The following is a 15,209-nucleotide window of genomic DNA, read 5'->3' on the forward strand; positions in this document are numbered from 1 at the left end:
AAACTAAACCCTGAATAACCAAGGGTTCATCAAGTGGGGAGGCAGCCGGATCGACCGGTTGCCTCTTTGTTTGTCTGCGGTATGTTATTCAAATTTGGAAGGGGGCACGTTGTAGAATTTTTTGAATGCTTTGGAGAACGTAAAGGGATCGGGATAACCCAGAAATCCGGCAATTTGCTGGATCGTATATTTTTTCTCATACAGATAGTCTCTGGCCCGGTTCATTTTGATCTGATTGATATACTGCCCCGGTGTGATACCGAGAATTTTTTTGAACAACGAAATAAAATATTTCTCAGAGACGCCGGCAATATCTGCAAGTTCGTTAATTCGGATGGCACGATGCAAATTCGCATCCACGTATGGGAAGACATTTTGCAGAACCTCCAGACTTCCTTCGATCTTCCTCGGTTTTCGGTCTTTCAGAAACTCACCGTGATATAAGCCTTGCCTATGCAATTCCAAAATTTTGGCGATGACGAGAAGCAGAGAGGCTTTCAAATAAAGTGGACTGGCGGAAGCGCCGCTACTCTGCTTGAATCTTCGATAGGACGAGGTGAACAGCGTTGATTCCTCATGAATCAGATTGCCAAGTACGATGCCAGGGAGCTGAAACTCGCCGAGAATCCGCTTCTGCTCAGCGATGCTGAAATCAAAGTGCATGTATACGAATCGGCACAACTCTCCGGTCGTGGAAGCCGTGTAGGGCATATCCGGATAAAAAAACACGACGTCACCCGGGTTCGCCATATGCTCGATTCCATCGATGGTAATCTGCACGGAGCCTGCTGTAATGAACCACAGATCATAATCGGAATGAGACTTGTGCTCCGTCCAATTGCTGTCATGCGTTTGTTCCAAATAAGAGCTCATGCGAAGTGTGACATACTCCGAAAGTTCGTCGATTATACTCATATTTACAGTTCCTGTGTGCATCTAATCCAACCTAGTCCTCTCGACTTTATGACATCCTTTATATTTCACTATCATAACAAAGGATTTATCTCTTGTTAACTATCGTACGATATGACATGTTTTGAAAACTATCACACATTCCGATTCCAGCCCACTCACCTATAATGAACTTATATCGTTAAAAGGAGGGGTTATTGATGAATGCTACAAGTACACAGCATCCAAAGGTAGTTGTTATTGGGGCGGGCAGCCTGTTTTTTGGTCGTCAGTCCATCTGGCAGATGGTACACTCCCCATATTTGAATCAGGGAACGCTGGCTTTGGTGGATACGGACGAGGAACGGCTCTCGAAAATGGTGAAATTAGCGAAAATGGTCGCCAAGGAGAACAACGTATCCCTAAAGATTGAGGGTTCAGTGGACCGAAGACAGGTACTACCGGGAGCCGACTTCGTTGTGCTCAGCTTTGCGGAAGAATCGGTGAAATATCGGGGCATTGACTGCCAGGTTTCTCTAAAGTATGGAATTCGTATGTGTTCCGGCGATACGATTGGCCCTGGCGGAATCTTTCGCGCGATGCGGGAATTGCCGGTTATCATGGAATGCGCCAAAGACATAGAGGAGCTGTGTCCAGATGCGTGGGTGATCAATTATATTAACCCGTCTACCGTTCATGGCATCGCATTACATCGATATGCACCGAAGCTTAAATCGTTCGCGCTGTGCGATAGTCATCATATGCCGCATAAAAAAGCCTATTACGCTGTACGAGCCGAAATCATTGAAAATACAAGCCAGTTCACTGAGGAGATCAATCAGAAATTCGATTTTCGTATCGCAGGTGTCAATCATTTCACTTGGCTGCTCAAAGCCGAGTATGAAGGAAAAAATGTGATGCCCACAATTGCAGAAGCCATGCGCAAGCTGGCAGGTGATGAGAATAACGGCGGTGATCGCGGCGCAAAAGCTCTGTATAACGATGCGATTACCTATGAACTATATGATATTTTCGGAATCATTCCCACTTGTACGGCGCATACAAAGGAATACGTTCGGTATTGGCAGGGTCTTGGAAAAACTGCAGATACCATTCCTCCATTATCGATCTGGGAGACAGAGGACAGATATCAGCGTCATGACGAAATGTGGAAGCAGGTGGATGACTTCCTTGCGGGGAACATTCCGATTGCCGATTATATGAGCACCTTCGGACCAGATCATGCGACAGATATCATCGAAAATATGGTGGGGAACTTGGGCAAAAAGTTCTTCATCAATACGCTCAATCAAGGTGCGGTAACCAATATGAATAACGATTCGTTCCTGGAACTACTATGCGATGTAGATATGGATGGGGCGAAACCACTCCATGTAGGCGAGATGCCGCGTGGGATAAGAGGGATGCAAGAACTTGTACTGGATACGCATGAGCTTACGGTTGAAGCTGTTCTGGAACAGAGCTACGAGAAGCTGAGAAGGGCGATGCTCACCGACCCGCTCGTGAGTTCCATCAGTGACGCGGACAAGATCATCCATGAATTGTTGGAGCTGGAGCGTAAGATGATTCCGGACATTTGGTATAAGGACAGACTGCAGTATAACTAAGAACGATAACGATCAAAGACCACGTCGGTTCCTTCCATGGGACTAACGTGGTCTTTGTTTTTATCTTTTGTCATGTATCAAGAAATCCTACTCCACTTTAAACAAGCTAGCATGGTCTTCATAGTACGAAGTAATAAAATCACGAAATTCTCGAACAATAGGAGATAACCATTTTTGTTTGACCCAGGATAGGCTAATGGGATATATGGCTGAATCATCAGCAATTTTTACATAACGTAACCCCAGTGCTCTACATACGGAGATCGGAATTAATGCAACACCTTGATTAAGGCTGATAATTTCAAGCAGGGTATGAGAATCGACCTCAAATGCATGATTGGGGAGGAAACCTGCTTTTTCACAGAGCATAGTTGTAAAGCGGCTGTACTCCTTATTATCGGCAAGGGAAATAAAGGGCTCATTTGCAACAACACTTAATGAAATGCTTGTTTCTCCGCCGTATGCATGATCCGTGGGCACAACAAGAACAATGTCCTCCTCAACAAGAACAACACTCTCAATCTCCTCATCCTGAATCGGATGCCCCGTAATGCCCAGATGCATATCATTTTTCTTCAAACCTGTAATAATTTCACTGCGGGTCCCAATACCCTGATGAAGCTTGGTTTCAGGGGAACCGTTGATATAGTCACTAATGAGACCTGTGAGGAACCGAGTATTCGTAATCGAGATCCTGATTGTATTAGAAATTTGCTGTTCCTCCGCTTTAATCTCCATCTCTGCATTTTCAATTTCAATAAAAATCCGGTTTACATGTTTCAATAAAATCTCACCTGAGGAATTCAATTGAATGTTTCTTCCTCTCCTGTGGAATAAGGGGGTACCCAGTTCATCCTCAAGTCTTTTAATCGTTAAGCTTAGGGAAGGTTGAGCAATATTCAATTGGGCAGCTGCCTTGGAGATATGTTCAGTATAGGCAACGGTCTGAAAGTATTTGAGCTGAAGCAATTCCATTTATCTGCACTCCTTATTTATTCTGATAAATATATATAGTACTTATTATGTATTATATTAAATTTAAATATTGATGTAGAATTTTTTTATGAGATACAGATCAAATTTTAAATACCAAAACCTGACTATATAAGTTGAACTAATCATTTACACAATAACGGAGAGGACAGAAAAAACCTGAAAAAGCGAAGCGTTCGCCTAAAAGCTTTCTGAAAGAAAGCTGCATCGGAAGCATAAGCTATCACCGGATTTTCCCCTTTAGAAGGGGAATAGAAAAATCTGGGGATAACAGCGATTGGAAGGTTGTTCTGTCATCGTAGTGTCAGTGTAAATAATCTTTAGTTCAACTTATATAGAACCAAAACATAAGGTAGGTGTCTTTGATGAAAATCGATGTGAATAACATAGCTAAAAATCTGAATACACCCCTAACAGCTCCGGCATATCCAATGCCACCGTACAAATTCGTGAATCGTGAATACTTGAATATTATTTACCGGACCGATGAAAAAGCTTTACGAGCAGCCATACCAGAACCTCTCGAAATTACGGAACCTTTGATTAAATTCGAAGTGATGTGGATGCCAGATGTTTCTGGACTGGGTGCTTATACCGAAGCTGGACAAGTCATTCCTGTGCAATTCAATGGGGAGGAAGGCGATTATGTACATTCAATGTACGTAGACAATTTTCCCGCGATTGCAAGTGGTCGAGAGCTCACCGCCTATCCGAAAAAGCTGGGCGCGCCCAAGTTGTATACCGATTCAGATACACTAGTTGGCACACTTGATTATGGAACGCTGCGTGTAGCCACGGCAACGATGGGCTATAAACATGTGGAGTTGGATAAAGAGTTCGCCAAACGTGAAATATGCCGACCTAATTTTATGATTAAGATTGCTACCGACTATACCGGGAATTTAAGAATATGTGATCTGATCCGTACTCAAATTACGGACATCGAAGTGAAGGAGGCCTGGACAGGACCTGCCCGGCTTCAACTGTTCGAACATGCGTTGGCACCTCTTGCAGATCTGCCTGTGCTGGAAGTGTTGTCCGCTTCTCATATCCTTACCAACCTAACCTTAAACGCAGCACAACCTGTATATAACTACCTGGAAGAGAAATAAGGAGGAAAAATAAAATGAGAATTGCAATTGTAGGAGCAGGATCTTTGGGAACCATCGTAGGTGCATACCTTGCGGATGGTGGACTGGACGTTGAGTTAATTGATGCATATCAAGAACATGTAAATGCTTTAAATCAGACCGGTGCTAAAGTGACGGGTACCACAGAGTTTCAGGCCAAAGTAAAAGCAATTACTCCCGATCAGAAATCAGGACAGTATGACCTTGTTTTACTTTTAACCAAACAACTCTACAACGATTCCATTCTTCAGGAATTACTTCCATTCTTGAAAGAAGAAAGTATGGTGTGTTCGTTGCAGAACGGGATTCCGGAAGAAAAAGTGGCGTCCATTGTGGGTGAAAAACGTGTCATTGCTGGCTCCGTTGAATTTGGCGCTACGCTCATTGAACCGGGTGTGTCGAGCCTGACCATCGAGTACACTCAATTTAAGCAGTATGCTTTTCAGATTGGTGAATTAAATGGTGAAATCACCGAACGAATTCAGCGCGTGAAATCGGTGTTGGATCTTGTGGGTGGAACTCATATTTCCGATAACCTGGTTGGAACCAAATGGTCCAAATTGTTGATTAACAATGCATTCAGTGGTTTGTCCGCTGCATTGAATGGGGAATACGGAGACATTATCGATCATGAAGCCGGCATTGTGAGTGCAGCTCATATTGCGGACGAGACGATTAAAGTTGCTCGCGCCAATGGGGTTACCTTGGTTAAAATGAATGGATTCGACATCTCTTCACTCGAAGTGAACAGCGAAGAAGAAATCCCTGAACGGGTGAAAACATTACGTTACGTGATGGAGCCCTCCAGACTGCTCAAAGCAAGCATGCTTCAAGATCTGGAGAAGAACCGCAAAACGGAAATTGATTACATTAACGGAGTTGTTTCAAGCAGGGCAGAAGGTACGGGAATTGCGACACCTTATAATGATTTAGTTGTAAAACTAGTCAAATCTGCTGAAGAAACTCAAACCGTTCCTGATTTTGACACGAACATAAAAGCTTTTGAAGAACTATTAAGTGCACAATAATAAATTCAATTATTTCAACTGAAAGTCGCTAATATAGCGGCTTTTTTGTTGTATCAGTAAATCTAGTCAGGCTTGATTTTGCGACAGATAGAGTATTCTTCGTGATTTTTGTTCCCTAATATTATACAAAAAGAGGAATTAAATTTGATATAATATAGATTTGCTGGTTATTTTTCTATTCGAAGGAGATACATATGAGTAAATCTTGGGGGGAATTCGGGTTTTATTTAGTTGTATGGGACATACATTATTTATGTTCTTGCAAACAGACTTGATGATGAAGTAGAACTAGTTATGGAGCAGATTATGCAGAAATATAAGCGAAGAACAACACAAGCACAGTTCAAGGCAGCTTACGGATTATATCGCAAGGATATGTTTGCCATTCGGCAAGCTGTACCTCATATCGGCTTATCGGACTACCGTACATATTACGAAACCATTCTACTCTTTGAAGACGGGAAAAGTGAAGATGCGCGTGAAAGACTTCAATCCATTAAAAAACAGTGGATGCGATCAACATTGCTCGTGGGTATTGAACTCAAAGCAGAAAACCGCGATACCGCTATTCAGCACGCGCATGAAGCACTTAACTCTTCCAGAGGTGTTAATCGTTATGTTTTATATAAGGAATATGAAAGAGTATTAGCAGAGGTAGTTGGACACATATCGTAAGATGGTGAAAATCTTTCGAAAAAATAAACCGTGCTTCACGGTTTATTTTTTTTCATTTACTAGCAGAGGTGTGAGTCCATCCTTAGCAAAAATAGAGGGTAGAATCGTCAATAACCTCTCACGGGTAAGGGGATCATCGTAGTTCCAGCCAGCTTCTACTATATGTACTTTACTGGGTAACAACATGCCAACCAAACTTTGGAGCGGAGAAGGTATATTTACATTCATCTCCTCCTGAGGTACCATCACGAAGTTTCGGTCTCCACCGTATTGTGTGATTTTATTGTGATCGATTTGTATCCAAGGTCTGCCATTAATGATCAGTTGATTTACGGATTCAGTGGGCCGAAAGCCAAGTGATTCATACACGGTAGCGGCAAATCCCGTCTGTCCCATAACATATATGTTCTTACCCAGCACCAGATAGACAGTTGCTCGTTCTCCTGCAATATAATCATCCGCCAATTGTCGCCGGATCCTCCTGACACTTTCCTCATAGCGGTCGATCCACTGTTCAGCCGTTCTGCTTCGACCGAAAAGATCCGCAATATAACGAAGACGCTCAAAAGTGCTGGTTGATTCGCGATAAACGATGGTAGGTGCAATGGCATCCAATCGAGGTAACTGCTGCTCACTATAGTTGCCTAGCAGGATAAGATCAGGCTTCAGCAGGGAGACTTGTTCCGGTGCGGCTTGCAGTCCAATGTCAGGGATCTGAAGCAGTTTGTTCCGATATATGACTTGTGATTTCATTGTAGTTATACCCGCACCGACTGGACGGATACCGATAGCAAGCAACTCACCAAGGGTGTTGGTACCTGTGGCCACGATTCGTATAGCCGCATCAGGGAGCGAAATCTGCCTGCCGAGGGAATCGGTGATCGTTCTTTGCCTGGTATTTCTTTGTATATTGGCGTATTCCCGTGGAGGGTGTCCTGTGAGCTGATGAAAGCGCCGACTGAAATAATACTCATCCTTAAAACCGACTTGTCTGGATATTTCACGCAAGGTATCGCTAGAACTGGACAATAGCTTTTTGGCATGCTTGACTCTAAGCTCTGCCAGGTAATCGGTTGGTTTCTTACCAGTCATCACCTTAAACAATTTGCTATATTGCCATCGAACCATGCCGGCCATTTCCGCCAAAAGCTCTACGGTCAGATCTTCGTTGTAGTGCTGCTCCATATAGCTGAGTGTACGCTGTACCGCTTGATCATTTTGCACTGGCGGAGCAGCGCTTTCTAGCTGAGCCATCAGGCTAAGTATCAGTTGCAGCCGGGCCTGAGTAACTGCTGATTTTGAATGATGCGTAGGCGTGAATTTCTTCTCCTGCAACCGATTTTGCTTGTTGGATTGCAAAGGCAGCGGAGAAATCCAGTCCTCTCCTACCAACGCCAATTTTATAGTAGAAAGAGACAGCCTGTAAGGAAAGCCCAGAATAAGAGGAGGGCAAGCCGGGAGCAGATTCGACTTATCCACCTGAAAAGCAAGAAAGGTAAACCGAGCTACATGCGCTTGCTCTTTTATCGTTTTGAGAATGTAGGATTGCTGAGTAGGGAGCAGAATACAACTGCCTTGGCTCAGATCTTGGGAGATGTTGTTTGTTAACACCCGAATTCCATGATCCAGAGCAATAAGCAATGTATATTCATTGGCAGCGTTGCTCTTGATTGACGGATTATGATGATTGGTTTCCTGCAGTGGTGTGAGCTGAAGCAGATCATGCTGCTGCAGTTGGATGTAAAGGGAAGCCATTTGCATTCTGGAGCACTCCGATCTAGTGATAATAATTCTCAATTACTAGTTTACCACATTTTACACGTTAGATAATGTTTCGTTGCAGACATTATTACACGTAGCAGAAGTTTACAAAATCCAAAAATCCTCCATAACCCAAAGGGGTTGGAGGATTTTTGACGTTATCTATGCGATATTATTGATTCATCCATTTCGGTAGTTCATCAAGCAATTGCTCCAGTGCCAGCAGGTTGTCGGTATTCCAATCGGCTGATGCTGTGTAAACGTGTCCTTGCTGAACGGCCGGCAATGTTTTCCATAGTGTGCTCTGTAACAACCGATCAGATTCAGCTCGACTTTCGTCATTATCCAGCGTTAGGACAAAGAGATGATCTCCTGCATAGTCCGGCATTAGTTCTTCCGAAAGTTCGACGAATGTTAGCTCCTTGTCGATAATGTTTTGCTGAATTGCTGGTGGAATTGCAAATCCGTGCTCTTGATACAAGACTACACCCAATGAACGATTGCCCATCACATAGAGCTGTTTACCCAACTGCAAGAAGATGGTCGCTGTCTCGCCCTCTGCCACATTCAGCTTGTCCCACATCGCTTCCGCTTTTGTATCAAATCTGCTGATCCATTGCTCCGCCTCATCCTGTTTGCCAAAAATGTTGCCAAGTTCGCGTACGCGTTCCGTAAATGGTAACGCCGAGTTGAACGGAATGGTAGGCGCAATCTTCGAAAAAGCGGTGTTTCGGTCAGCATCTTGGTTATAACCATTCAAAATCAAGGCAGGCTGCAAGGCTGTTATTGCCTCCAAATCACCAGGATTTCCGACATCATCAATACCTTCTAATCGGTCTACAATATAGCTTTCGGAAGCATGAATCAGATTGGCTCCAACGACGGAAATATCCATGGCCAGGAGATCTCCAAGTGTTGAACCAAGATAGATCACCCGTTGCGGCTGAGTGGGTATTTCAATCACTTCGCCTGTTTGGGTTGTATAGCTTTTTGTCGTTTGTTCGTTGGTCTTCACAGCTTCTTGTGAAGGGGCGCTTTCCGAACGGCTGCATGCTGCAAGGACGGATAGAAGAAGGAAGCATGCTCCCCATATGAATAGGTGTTTCTTAATTGTACTGTTCATCATTGTTTCCCCCTGAGTTCTCTTTTTCTCATTGATAACCATTATCAATTACAACGTAATTATAGGTGCCTTTTCAGCGGCTTACAATGAAAAAAACGCAGTGAATTTATTTGTACAAATGTCAATGCGTGCATCTATTTGTTCGTTGCTTTGTTTTCAATCCGCAGGTGTGTTGTCATCGGAGTATGCGTGATCAAAAACAGCTTGCTGTATAAGGAATTAATAACCTTTGGATAATAATGACATTGACAACTGTAGGTTTTTCCAAAATAATAGTATGTAATTGAATACTGGTACCTTTAATTCAGTCCAGAGAGGCTGGCAAGGGCAGCGGATTTCATAATCACGCGAGAATCAGGGCTTATCCCGTCATGGGATGCTCTGTGTCTTCGCGCGGATTATGATGCAAAAAGAGGCTACTTGTCAGTGTATAACTTGACGAGTAGCCTCTTTTTTCTGCTTTTTTTGGTATCAGATACACTTTACGTTGGGGGTATTCTGATGAGCAAACAAGATCAAGAGTTTTCATGGCAAGCTGTGCCGAAATCGCAAAGAAACCACTTTTGGAAGACGTTATCCGTCATGCTCGGTTTCACATTTTTCTCAGCAAGCATGCTGGCAGGAGGCACGTTGGGCGTAAGCTTGACGTTCATGGAGTTTATTGGCATCGTGCTTGCAGGCAATCTGGTGCTCGGTATCTATACAGGGGCACTGGCACATATCGCCGCCAAAACGGGCCTGTCCACACATCTGCTCGCTAAATATGCGTTCGGCGCAAAAGGGTCGTATCTGCCTTCATTCCTGCTAGGCTTCACACAAGTCGGATGGTTCGGAGTAGGCGTAGCCATGTTCGCGATTCCAGTCGCCAAAGCCATGGATTGGAACGTGTACCTGTTGATTATCGTGTTCGGACTTGCCATGACAGCATCAGCCATTTTCGGCATGAAGTCACTCGTCATTCTCGGATATATCGCGGTTCCTGCGATTGCCATTCTCGGTGGTTACTCCATGTTCGAAGGTGCAGGTTCGCTGGGTGGTCTGCAAGGGTTGCTTGATTACACGCCGACTCAGTCGCTTACCGCGGCGGCAGCATTAACGATCTGTATTGGATCATTCATAAGCGGCGGAACGCTGACACCCGATTTTGCCCGGTTTTCCCGGACATCAAAACAGGCAGTTACTGCAACAGTGATTGCATTCTTCCTGGGTAACTCACTCATGTTTCTGTTTGGTGCAGTTGGCGCAATGGCCTATAACCTGGCTGATATCTCGGAGGTCATGTTCCTGCAAGGATTGATCTTCCCGGCAATCACCGTTCTGGGCCTGAATATCTGGACCACCAACGATAATGCACTGTACGCTTCGGGTCTTGGTTTTGCGAATATTACCAAAATCTCAAAGAAATTCTTCGTCATCGTAAACGGCATCGTGGGTACCGTATTCGCCATGTGGATGTACAACAACTTCGTCAGCTTCCTAAACGTACTGGGCGCGGCGGTACCATCGATCGGGGCTATTATTATCGCAGATTACTTCATTGTGAAACGTAGAAACTATAAGCCATTTGCCGACATGTCATTCAAAAATGTAAACTGGGTAGCGATGGTGGCTTGGGCCATCGGCGTTGCATTCGCTCAACTGGCTCCTGGCGTAACACCATTGAACGCACTGCTTGGTACAGCAGTGGCCTATATCGTCTTGATGCTGATTGTTCCTGCGAAAGAAACCAAAGAAATGGGGAAAATAAATGATTATACAGAACGCAAAATTGCGGGGTAAAGAAGGACTATGGAATATCGTTGTGAAAGACGGAAAGTTCGAACGAATCACACAATCGCTGGAAACGACCGAGAATGAAGAGATTCTGGATGTCAACGGATCGCTTGTGCTGCCACCGTTTATTGAGCCGCATATTCATCTCGATACAACGCTCACTGCAGGTGAGCCGGAGTGGAATCTAAGCGGAACGCTGTTCGAAGGCATCCAACGCTGGTCAGAGCGCAAGGCTTTCTTAACACATGAGGATGTCAAAACACGGTCTAAAACGGCACTCAAGTGGCAATTGGCACAGGGCATCCAGCATGTACGGACTCATGTGGACGTTACCGATCCAAGCTTGATCGCAGTTAAAGCGATGCTTGAAGTCAAAGAAGAAATGGCTCCATATATGGACATTCAGCTTGTTGCTTTCCCACAAGAAGGCATTCACTCTTATCCAAACGGGGCAGAATTGCTGGAAGAGTCACTGAAAATGGGCGTTGACGTGGTCGGCGGCATTCCACACTTCGAATTCACACGGGAATACGGCGTTGATTCAATGAAAGTTGCCTTTGATCTGGCCGAAAAATACGACCGTCTGATCGACATCCATTGTGATGAAATCGATGACGAGCAATCCCGTTTTGTTGAAGTTGTTGCCAAGGAAGCTTACGAACGTGGACTGGGTTCACGCACGACGGCAAGTCATACAACGGCGATGGGGTCATATAATGACGCTTATACGTACAAATTGTTCCGTTTGCTGAAGATGGCTGATCTGAACTTTGTCTCCAATCCGCTGGTTAACATTCACCTGCAAGGACGCTTCGACACGTATCCAAAGAGAAGAGGGCTGACGCGTGTCAAAGAGTTGCAGGAAGCAGGTCTAAATGTGTGCTTTGGTCACGATGACATCTTCGATCCATGGTATCCGCTCGGTACAGGCAACATGCTGCAAGTACTGCACATGGGGATTCATGCTTCGCAGTTGCTTGGTTACGACCAGATCGTGAATTCGATCGACCTCATTACGAAAAACAGCGCAAGAACGTTACACATTGAGGATGTATACGGTATTGAAGAAGGTAAACCTGCTAACTTCATCGTACTTGAAGCAGAGAACGAATATGAGGCTGTTCGCAAACAAGCCGGCGTACTTTATTCCTACAGAGGCGGCCGTAAAATTGCGGAATCGAAGCCGCGGGACACGTCCATCATTTTTGAAGGCGGTACAGAAAAGGTTACTTTTAATAAATAATGAAGAAAATATACTCCCATTAAAGTCGCTATTTTAGCGGCTTTTTTTCTTTTTTACTGTCTACATACAATAAGAACCAAACATTCAGCTTGTCTTAAGTGCTTCACTAGAAGCCTGCTTCCCGCCTTTTTTACGAACAAAACTAATGATTAGCAGTAGCAGTGGTAACAAGCCAAATAAAAAAATGGACATATTGCCAAGAAAATCACCCAAAGCTAACGTTTCCTCCAGGTTTTTAGGCAAGTAAGCAATTACATACAAGACTGGCAACATGGCGAATTGTATGCTCGTAATATTTTTGAGACGAAACAAATCTCGGATCCCGATTGCCGCAAAATAGTGTTTAAAAGCATAGGTTGCAAAGATCTGCATCAGCCAAAACACAATGAACAGCGATTCATATCGCTCAAAAAGAAACCCCTCAATTTCAAAACTTCGAACCATGTCGAACGTTGGCCACATTCGTGTTTGAATTCCTGGCAAAGATAAGTTTCCTACAACGGTAACAATCGTGACCAAATATATGATCGTACAACTAAGTATGCTGTATATAGCAGCTTTATTGCTCGCTTTCACGTCCACCATGTAAGCTGTGATGATGAGTAATACTTCATATCCAGAATAGGAGAGACACGAAGGTTTAAGACCTTTCAACACAGGCATGAATCCATCGCCCAGGAGTGGTCTGAGGTTATTAATTTCAAACATCTTGCTGCTTAAAAGGAAAACCAACGCTAACAACACAAGCGTAACGGGCAACACGATTGAAAAGACCCGGATGATGACCTTAAGACCACCCGTTAACATATAAATACCAATCCACAGACTGACCATAATGGTGACCCAAGTAGGCGTGCGCTCAAGGATGTACATACTTGTAATTTCGGCCATGACTCTAACTTCGAATGAACAAAGAACAACAAAATACACGATAATTAAAAGTCCCAATAGATAAGCAATCCATTGACCTGTGATTTCGGGTATAAATTCGAATACCGTTTTACCGGGGAACCTACGACACAAGGTTACAAGAAGAATGCTGATTGTGGTTACAATTAATCCTGATAAAATGACAGAAATCCATACATCTGGTGTCCCTACTGCTTTACTAATTGTGCGAGGGAGTGTTAGAATTCCAGCTCCGAGTATTGAATTGATAACTACAATAATGACCTCGGAGGTATTAATATTAGTTGTGGATTTCTTCATTGGCCTTCGCTCCAAACCGGAGAATATATTTCTAGGTAGTATCGCCCAACGAAGTTGTTTTATGTAAAATATGCTGTACTGATATAATGTAGAGATATCCAATAATGAACTGAAGATGAGGATGCAGGTTATGCCAAAGAACGATAATATGTTAGCCATTCTATGGATGCTGAATTCAGGCACCAAAGTAACTGCAAAACAGATGTCCGAAAAGTTAGAAATCAATATAAGAACCGTATATCGATATATTGATGCATTATGTGCCAGTGGAGTACCGATCATTTCCGATACGGGTCACAACGGCGGGTATAGCTTGCTGAATCAGCATATCAAGGCACCTCTGTTATTTGATATTGATGAAAAAAAGGCACTTCTCCAAGCTGCTGTGTTTGCAAAAGAAGCTGGATACCCTTTAAGTGAGGCATTGGACAATGCCACATCCAAATTGAAAATGTATACAAATCAGGATCAGGAAAACACACTTCGCCGTCATTTAGACGGGTTTAACGTTATCAATCGCATGGGAGATCCATCCGTTCAGCCGATCTTGGCGGAATTGGAGCAAGCCGTGGCTAATGATTGCTCTGTCGAAATTGATTATCGCAGAAGCCGCGATGAACAACCCAAGAATAGAGTAATAGACCCGTATGGAATGGTTTACTGGAATAATAAATGGTATACCATTGCGTTTTGCCACTTGAGGAATGAATTCCGCAGTTTTCGAGCAGATCGTATTCTGCGAATCAAGCATACTCCGCTCCGCTTTAATCGTTCGGAAGCCTTTTCAGCCCGTGAATTTTTTCTGCAAAATTTATTACCTGATGTAGGGGGCAAAGAGGGGTTAATCTCCTTGGTTATCGAAGGCCGATCAGAGGCATTGGATGACTTGGGGCTGCATTGGTTTATGGGACATTATCTGAAAGAGCGGACTTCTAATCAAGCCATCTTTTTATTTGATGAAAAATCAATTGATACATACGTCCCCTATTTTCTCCTATCCTATGGGAAGTCCATTCAAGTCATCGAACCACTGCGTGTGAAGGACAGACTTGTTGCTGTTGTATCCGAGTTAATAGAATACTATCAACTTTAACAGCTTCACTGACAGTAGATGTCAGTGAAGTTGTTTTATAATGATGACAATCTCGGATTACTGAGAAGGAAGGCGGAGTAGACATATGAGTGGACAGACAAAACACAAGGCAGTTTCAGGAAAATATACAAAGAAGGGTACACCTAACGGCGTTACATCGATTACCCCATTTATAACAGTGAAAGACCCTTCTGAAGCAATAGAGTTCTACAAAGTTGTTTTCAATGCAAGGGTGAAAGATATCACTGAGCATCCAGATGGAAATCGTAATAAGATTATTGTTCATGCCGAATTAGATTTTGGAAATGGTTTTTTACAGCTGGGGGCTGCAAACCCGGCATATCAATTGGCTTTGCCCCCAGATCAAGATCATGCATGTTATTCTTTAGGGATTTATGTCATTAATGTGGATGAAACCATTGCAACCGCCGTATCCAGAGGGGCGAAAGTAAGAGAAGAAATTATTAACTTTGCGTCTGGTGATCGATTCGGAAGTATACTAGACCCTTTTGGCGTACGGTGGTCTATTCTGACTCGGATTGAAGATCTATCGGAAGAAGAAAGTAGTCGAAGAGTCGCTGAGTGGGCCAAAAGCGATTTTTCCATGAACAGCTAGTTCAGAGCGCATCCTAAACATGGATGCGCTCGTTTTCTACTGTCCT

13 protein-coding genes are annotated in these 15,209 nt (G+C 43.7%); 8 read left to right on the top strand and 5 right to left on the bottom strand.

The window, feature by feature from the left end:
- Positions 1 to 84: 84 nt before the first annotated feature.
- Positions 85 to 936: an AraC family transcriptional regulator gene (locus MHI55_RS15945; protein ID WP_340390539.1), complete on the bottom strand. Its 852-nt coding sequence runs from the start codon at positions 934 to 936 to the stop codon at positions 85 to 87.
- Between the two features lie 176 nt (positions 937 to 1,112).
- Between MHI55_RS15945 and MHI55_RS15950 the strand changes: the two genes are divergently transcribed.
- Positions 1,113 to 2,519: a glycoside hydrolase family 4 gene (locus MHI55_RS15950; RefSeq protein ID WP_340390540.1), complete on the top strand. Its 1,407-nt coding sequence runs from the start codon at positions 1,113 to 1,115 to the stop codon at positions 2,517 to 2,519.
- Positions 2,520 to 2,606: 87 nt separating this feature from the next.
- Here MHI55_RS15950 and MHI55_RS15955 read toward each other — a convergent pair whose 3' ends face one another.
- On the bottom strand, positions 2,607 to 3,494 hold the full coding sequence (locus tag MHI55_RS15955; protein WP_036615729.1) for a LysR family transcriptional regulator: 888 nt from the start codon (positions 3,492 to 3,494) through the stop codon (positions 2,607 to 2,609).
- 383 nt (positions 3,495 to 3,877) lie between these two features.
- On the opposite strand from MHI55_RS15955, the gene MHI55_RS15960 reads away from it, so the two are divergent.
- The 3 genes from MHI55_RS15960 (at position 3,878) to MHI55_RS15970 (ending at position 6,345) form a co-directional block, all read left to right on the top strand.
- The gene (locus MHI55_RS15960; RefSeq protein WP_340390541.1) at positions 3,878 to 4,624 is read left to right on the top strand and encodes an acetoacetate decarboxylase; all 747 of its coding nucleotides are present in this window, start codon (positions 3,878 to 3,880) and stop codon (positions 4,622 to 4,624) included.
- Between the two features lie 14 nt (positions 4,625 to 4,638).
- The gene (locus tag MHI55_RS15965) at positions 4,639 to 5,670 is read left to right on the top strand and encodes a ketopantoate reductase family protein (RefSeq protein ID WP_339187268.1); all 1,032 of its coding nucleotides are present in this window, start codon (positions 4,639 to 4,641) and stop codon (positions 5,668 to 5,670) included.
- A 306-nt stretch (positions 5,671 to 5,976) separates the two neighbouring features.
- Positions 5,977 to 6,345, top strand: coding sequence for a hypothetical protein (locus MHI55_RS15970; protein WP_340390542.1), 369 nt, complete (start codon positions 5,977 to 5,979; stop codon positions 6,343 to 6,345).
- A gap of 42 nt (positions 6,346 to 6,387) precedes the next feature.
- Here MHI55_RS15970 and MHI55_RS15975 read toward each other — a convergent pair whose 3' ends face one another.
- Both MHI55_RS15975 and MHI55_RS15980 read right to left on the bottom strand, forming a co-directional pair.
- Positions 6,388 to 8,106 carry an AraC family transcriptional regulator gene (locus MHI55_RS15975; protein ID WP_340390543.1) on the bottom strand — a complete coding sequence of 573 codons (1,719 nt, stop codon included), beginning with the start codon at positions 8,104 to 8,106 and terminating at the stop codon, positions 6,388 to 6,390.
- Positions 8,107 to 8,278: 172 nt separating this feature from the next.
- On the bottom strand, positions 8,279 to 9,232 hold the full coding sequence (locus MHI55_RS15980) for an ABC transporter substrate-binding protein (RefSeq protein ID WP_315372610.1): 954 nt from the start codon (positions 9,230 to 9,232) through the stop codon (positions 8,279 to 8,281).
- A gap of 498 nt (positions 9,233 to 9,730) precedes the next feature.
- Here MHI55_RS15980 and codB point away from each other — a divergent pair, with 498 nt between their 5' ends.
- On the top strand, positions 9,731 to 11,008 hold the full coding sequence (codB, locus tag MHI55_RS15985; RefSeq protein ID WP_340390544.1) for a cytosine permease: 1,278 nt from the start codon (positions 9,731 to 9,733) through the stop codon (positions 11,006 to 11,008).
- Positions 10,977 to 12,245: a cytosine deaminase gene (locus MHI55_RS15990; RefSeq protein ID WP_339187257.1), complete on the top strand. Its 1,269-nt coding sequence runs from the start codon at positions 10,977 to 10,979 to the stop codon at positions 12,243 to 12,245. Before codB ends, MHI55_RS15990 begins: the two co-directional genes overlap by 32 nt.
- Before the next feature lie 84 nt (positions 12,246 to 12,329).
- On the opposite strand, the gene MHI55_RS15995 is transcribed toward MHI55_RS15990, so the two are convergent.
- Positions 12,330 to 13,454, bottom strand: coding sequence for a GerAB/ArcD/ProY family transporter (locus MHI55_RS15995; RefSeq protein WP_036671226.1), 1,125 nt, complete (start codon positions 13,452 to 13,454; stop codon positions 12,330 to 12,332).
- A gap of 130 nt (positions 13,455 to 13,584) precedes the next feature.
- Here MHI55_RS15995 and MHI55_RS16000 point away from each other — a divergent pair, with 130 nt between their 5' ends.
- Positions 13,585 to 14,547, top strand: a complete 963-nt coding sequence (locus MHI55_RS16000) for a WYL domain-containing protein (protein ID WP_340390546.1) — start codon at positions 13,585 to 13,587, stop codon at positions 14,545 to 14,547.
- Positions 14,548 to 14,632: 85 nt separating this feature from the next.
- Positions 14,633 to 15,163: a VOC family protein gene (locus MHI55_RS16005; protein ID WP_340390547.1), complete on the top strand. Its 531-nt coding sequence runs from the start codon at positions 14,633 to 14,635 to the stop codon at positions 15,161 to 15,163.
- The last annotated feature ends 46 nt before the right edge of the window (positions 15,164 to 15,209 follow it).

Source organism: Paenibacillus sp. FSL E2-0151, from assembly GCF_037993015.1.
GTDB lineage: Bacteria > Bacillota > Bacilli > Paenibacillales > Paenibacillaceae > Paenibacillus > Paenibacillus amylolyticus.

What these genes read in the sequence shown, in the direction of transcription:
- MHI55_RS15970 (WP_340390542.1), top strand. Translation starts at nt 5,977, where the DNA reads ATGCAGAAATATAAGCGAAGAACAACACAAGCACAGTTCAAGGCAGCT.
- MHI55_RS16005 (WP_340390547.1), top strand. Translation starts at nt 14,633, where the DNA reads ATGAGTGGACAGACAAAACACAAGGCAGTTTCAGGAAAATATACAAAG.
- MHI55_RS15960 (WP_340390541.1), top strand. Translation starts at nt 3,878, where the DNA reads ATGAAAATCGATGTGAATAACATAGCTAAAAATCTGAATACACCCCTA.
- MHI55_RS15965 (WP_339187268.1), top strand. Translation starts at nt 4,639, where the DNA reads ATGAGAATTGCAATTGTAGGAGCAGGATCTTTGGGAACCATCGTAGGT.
- MHI55_RS16000 (WP_340390546.1), top strand. Translation starts at nt 13,585, where the DNA reads ATGCCAAAGAACGATAATATGTTAGCCATTCTATGGATGCTGAATTCA.
- MHI55_RS15950 (WP_340390540.1), top strand. Translation starts at nt 1,113, where the DNA reads ATGAATGCTACAAGTACACAGCATCCAAAGGTAGTTGTTATTGGGGCG.
- codB (WP_340390544.1), top strand. Translation starts at nt 9,731, where the DNA reads ATGAGCAAACAAGATCAAGAGTTTTCATGGCAAGCTGTGCCGAAATCG.
- MHI55_RS15945 (WP_340390539.1), bottom strand. Translation starts at nt 936, where the DNA reads ATGCACACAGGAACTGTAAATATGAGTATAATCGACGAACTTTCGGAG.
- MHI55_RS15975 (WP_340390543.1), bottom strand. Translation starts at nt 8,106, where the DNA reads ATGCAAATGGCTTCCCTTTACATCCAACTGCAGCAGCATGATCTGCTT.
- MHI55_RS15980 (WP_315372610.1), bottom strand. Translation starts at nt 9,232, where the DNA reads ATGATGAACAGTACAATTAAGAAACACCTATTCATATGGGGAGCATGC.
- MHI55_RS15955 (WP_036615729.1), bottom strand. Translation starts at nt 3,494, where the DNA reads ATGGAATTGCTTCAGCTCAAATACTTTCAGACCGTTGCCTATACTGAA.
- MHI55_RS15995 (WP_036671226.1), bottom strand. Translation starts at nt 13,454, where the DNA reads ATGAAGAAATCCACAACTAATATTAATACCTCCGAGGTCATTATTGTA.
- MHI55_RS15990 (WP_339187257.1), top strand. Translation starts at nt 10,977, where the DNA reads ATGATTATACAGAACGCAAAATTGCGGGGTAAAGAAGGACTATGGAAT.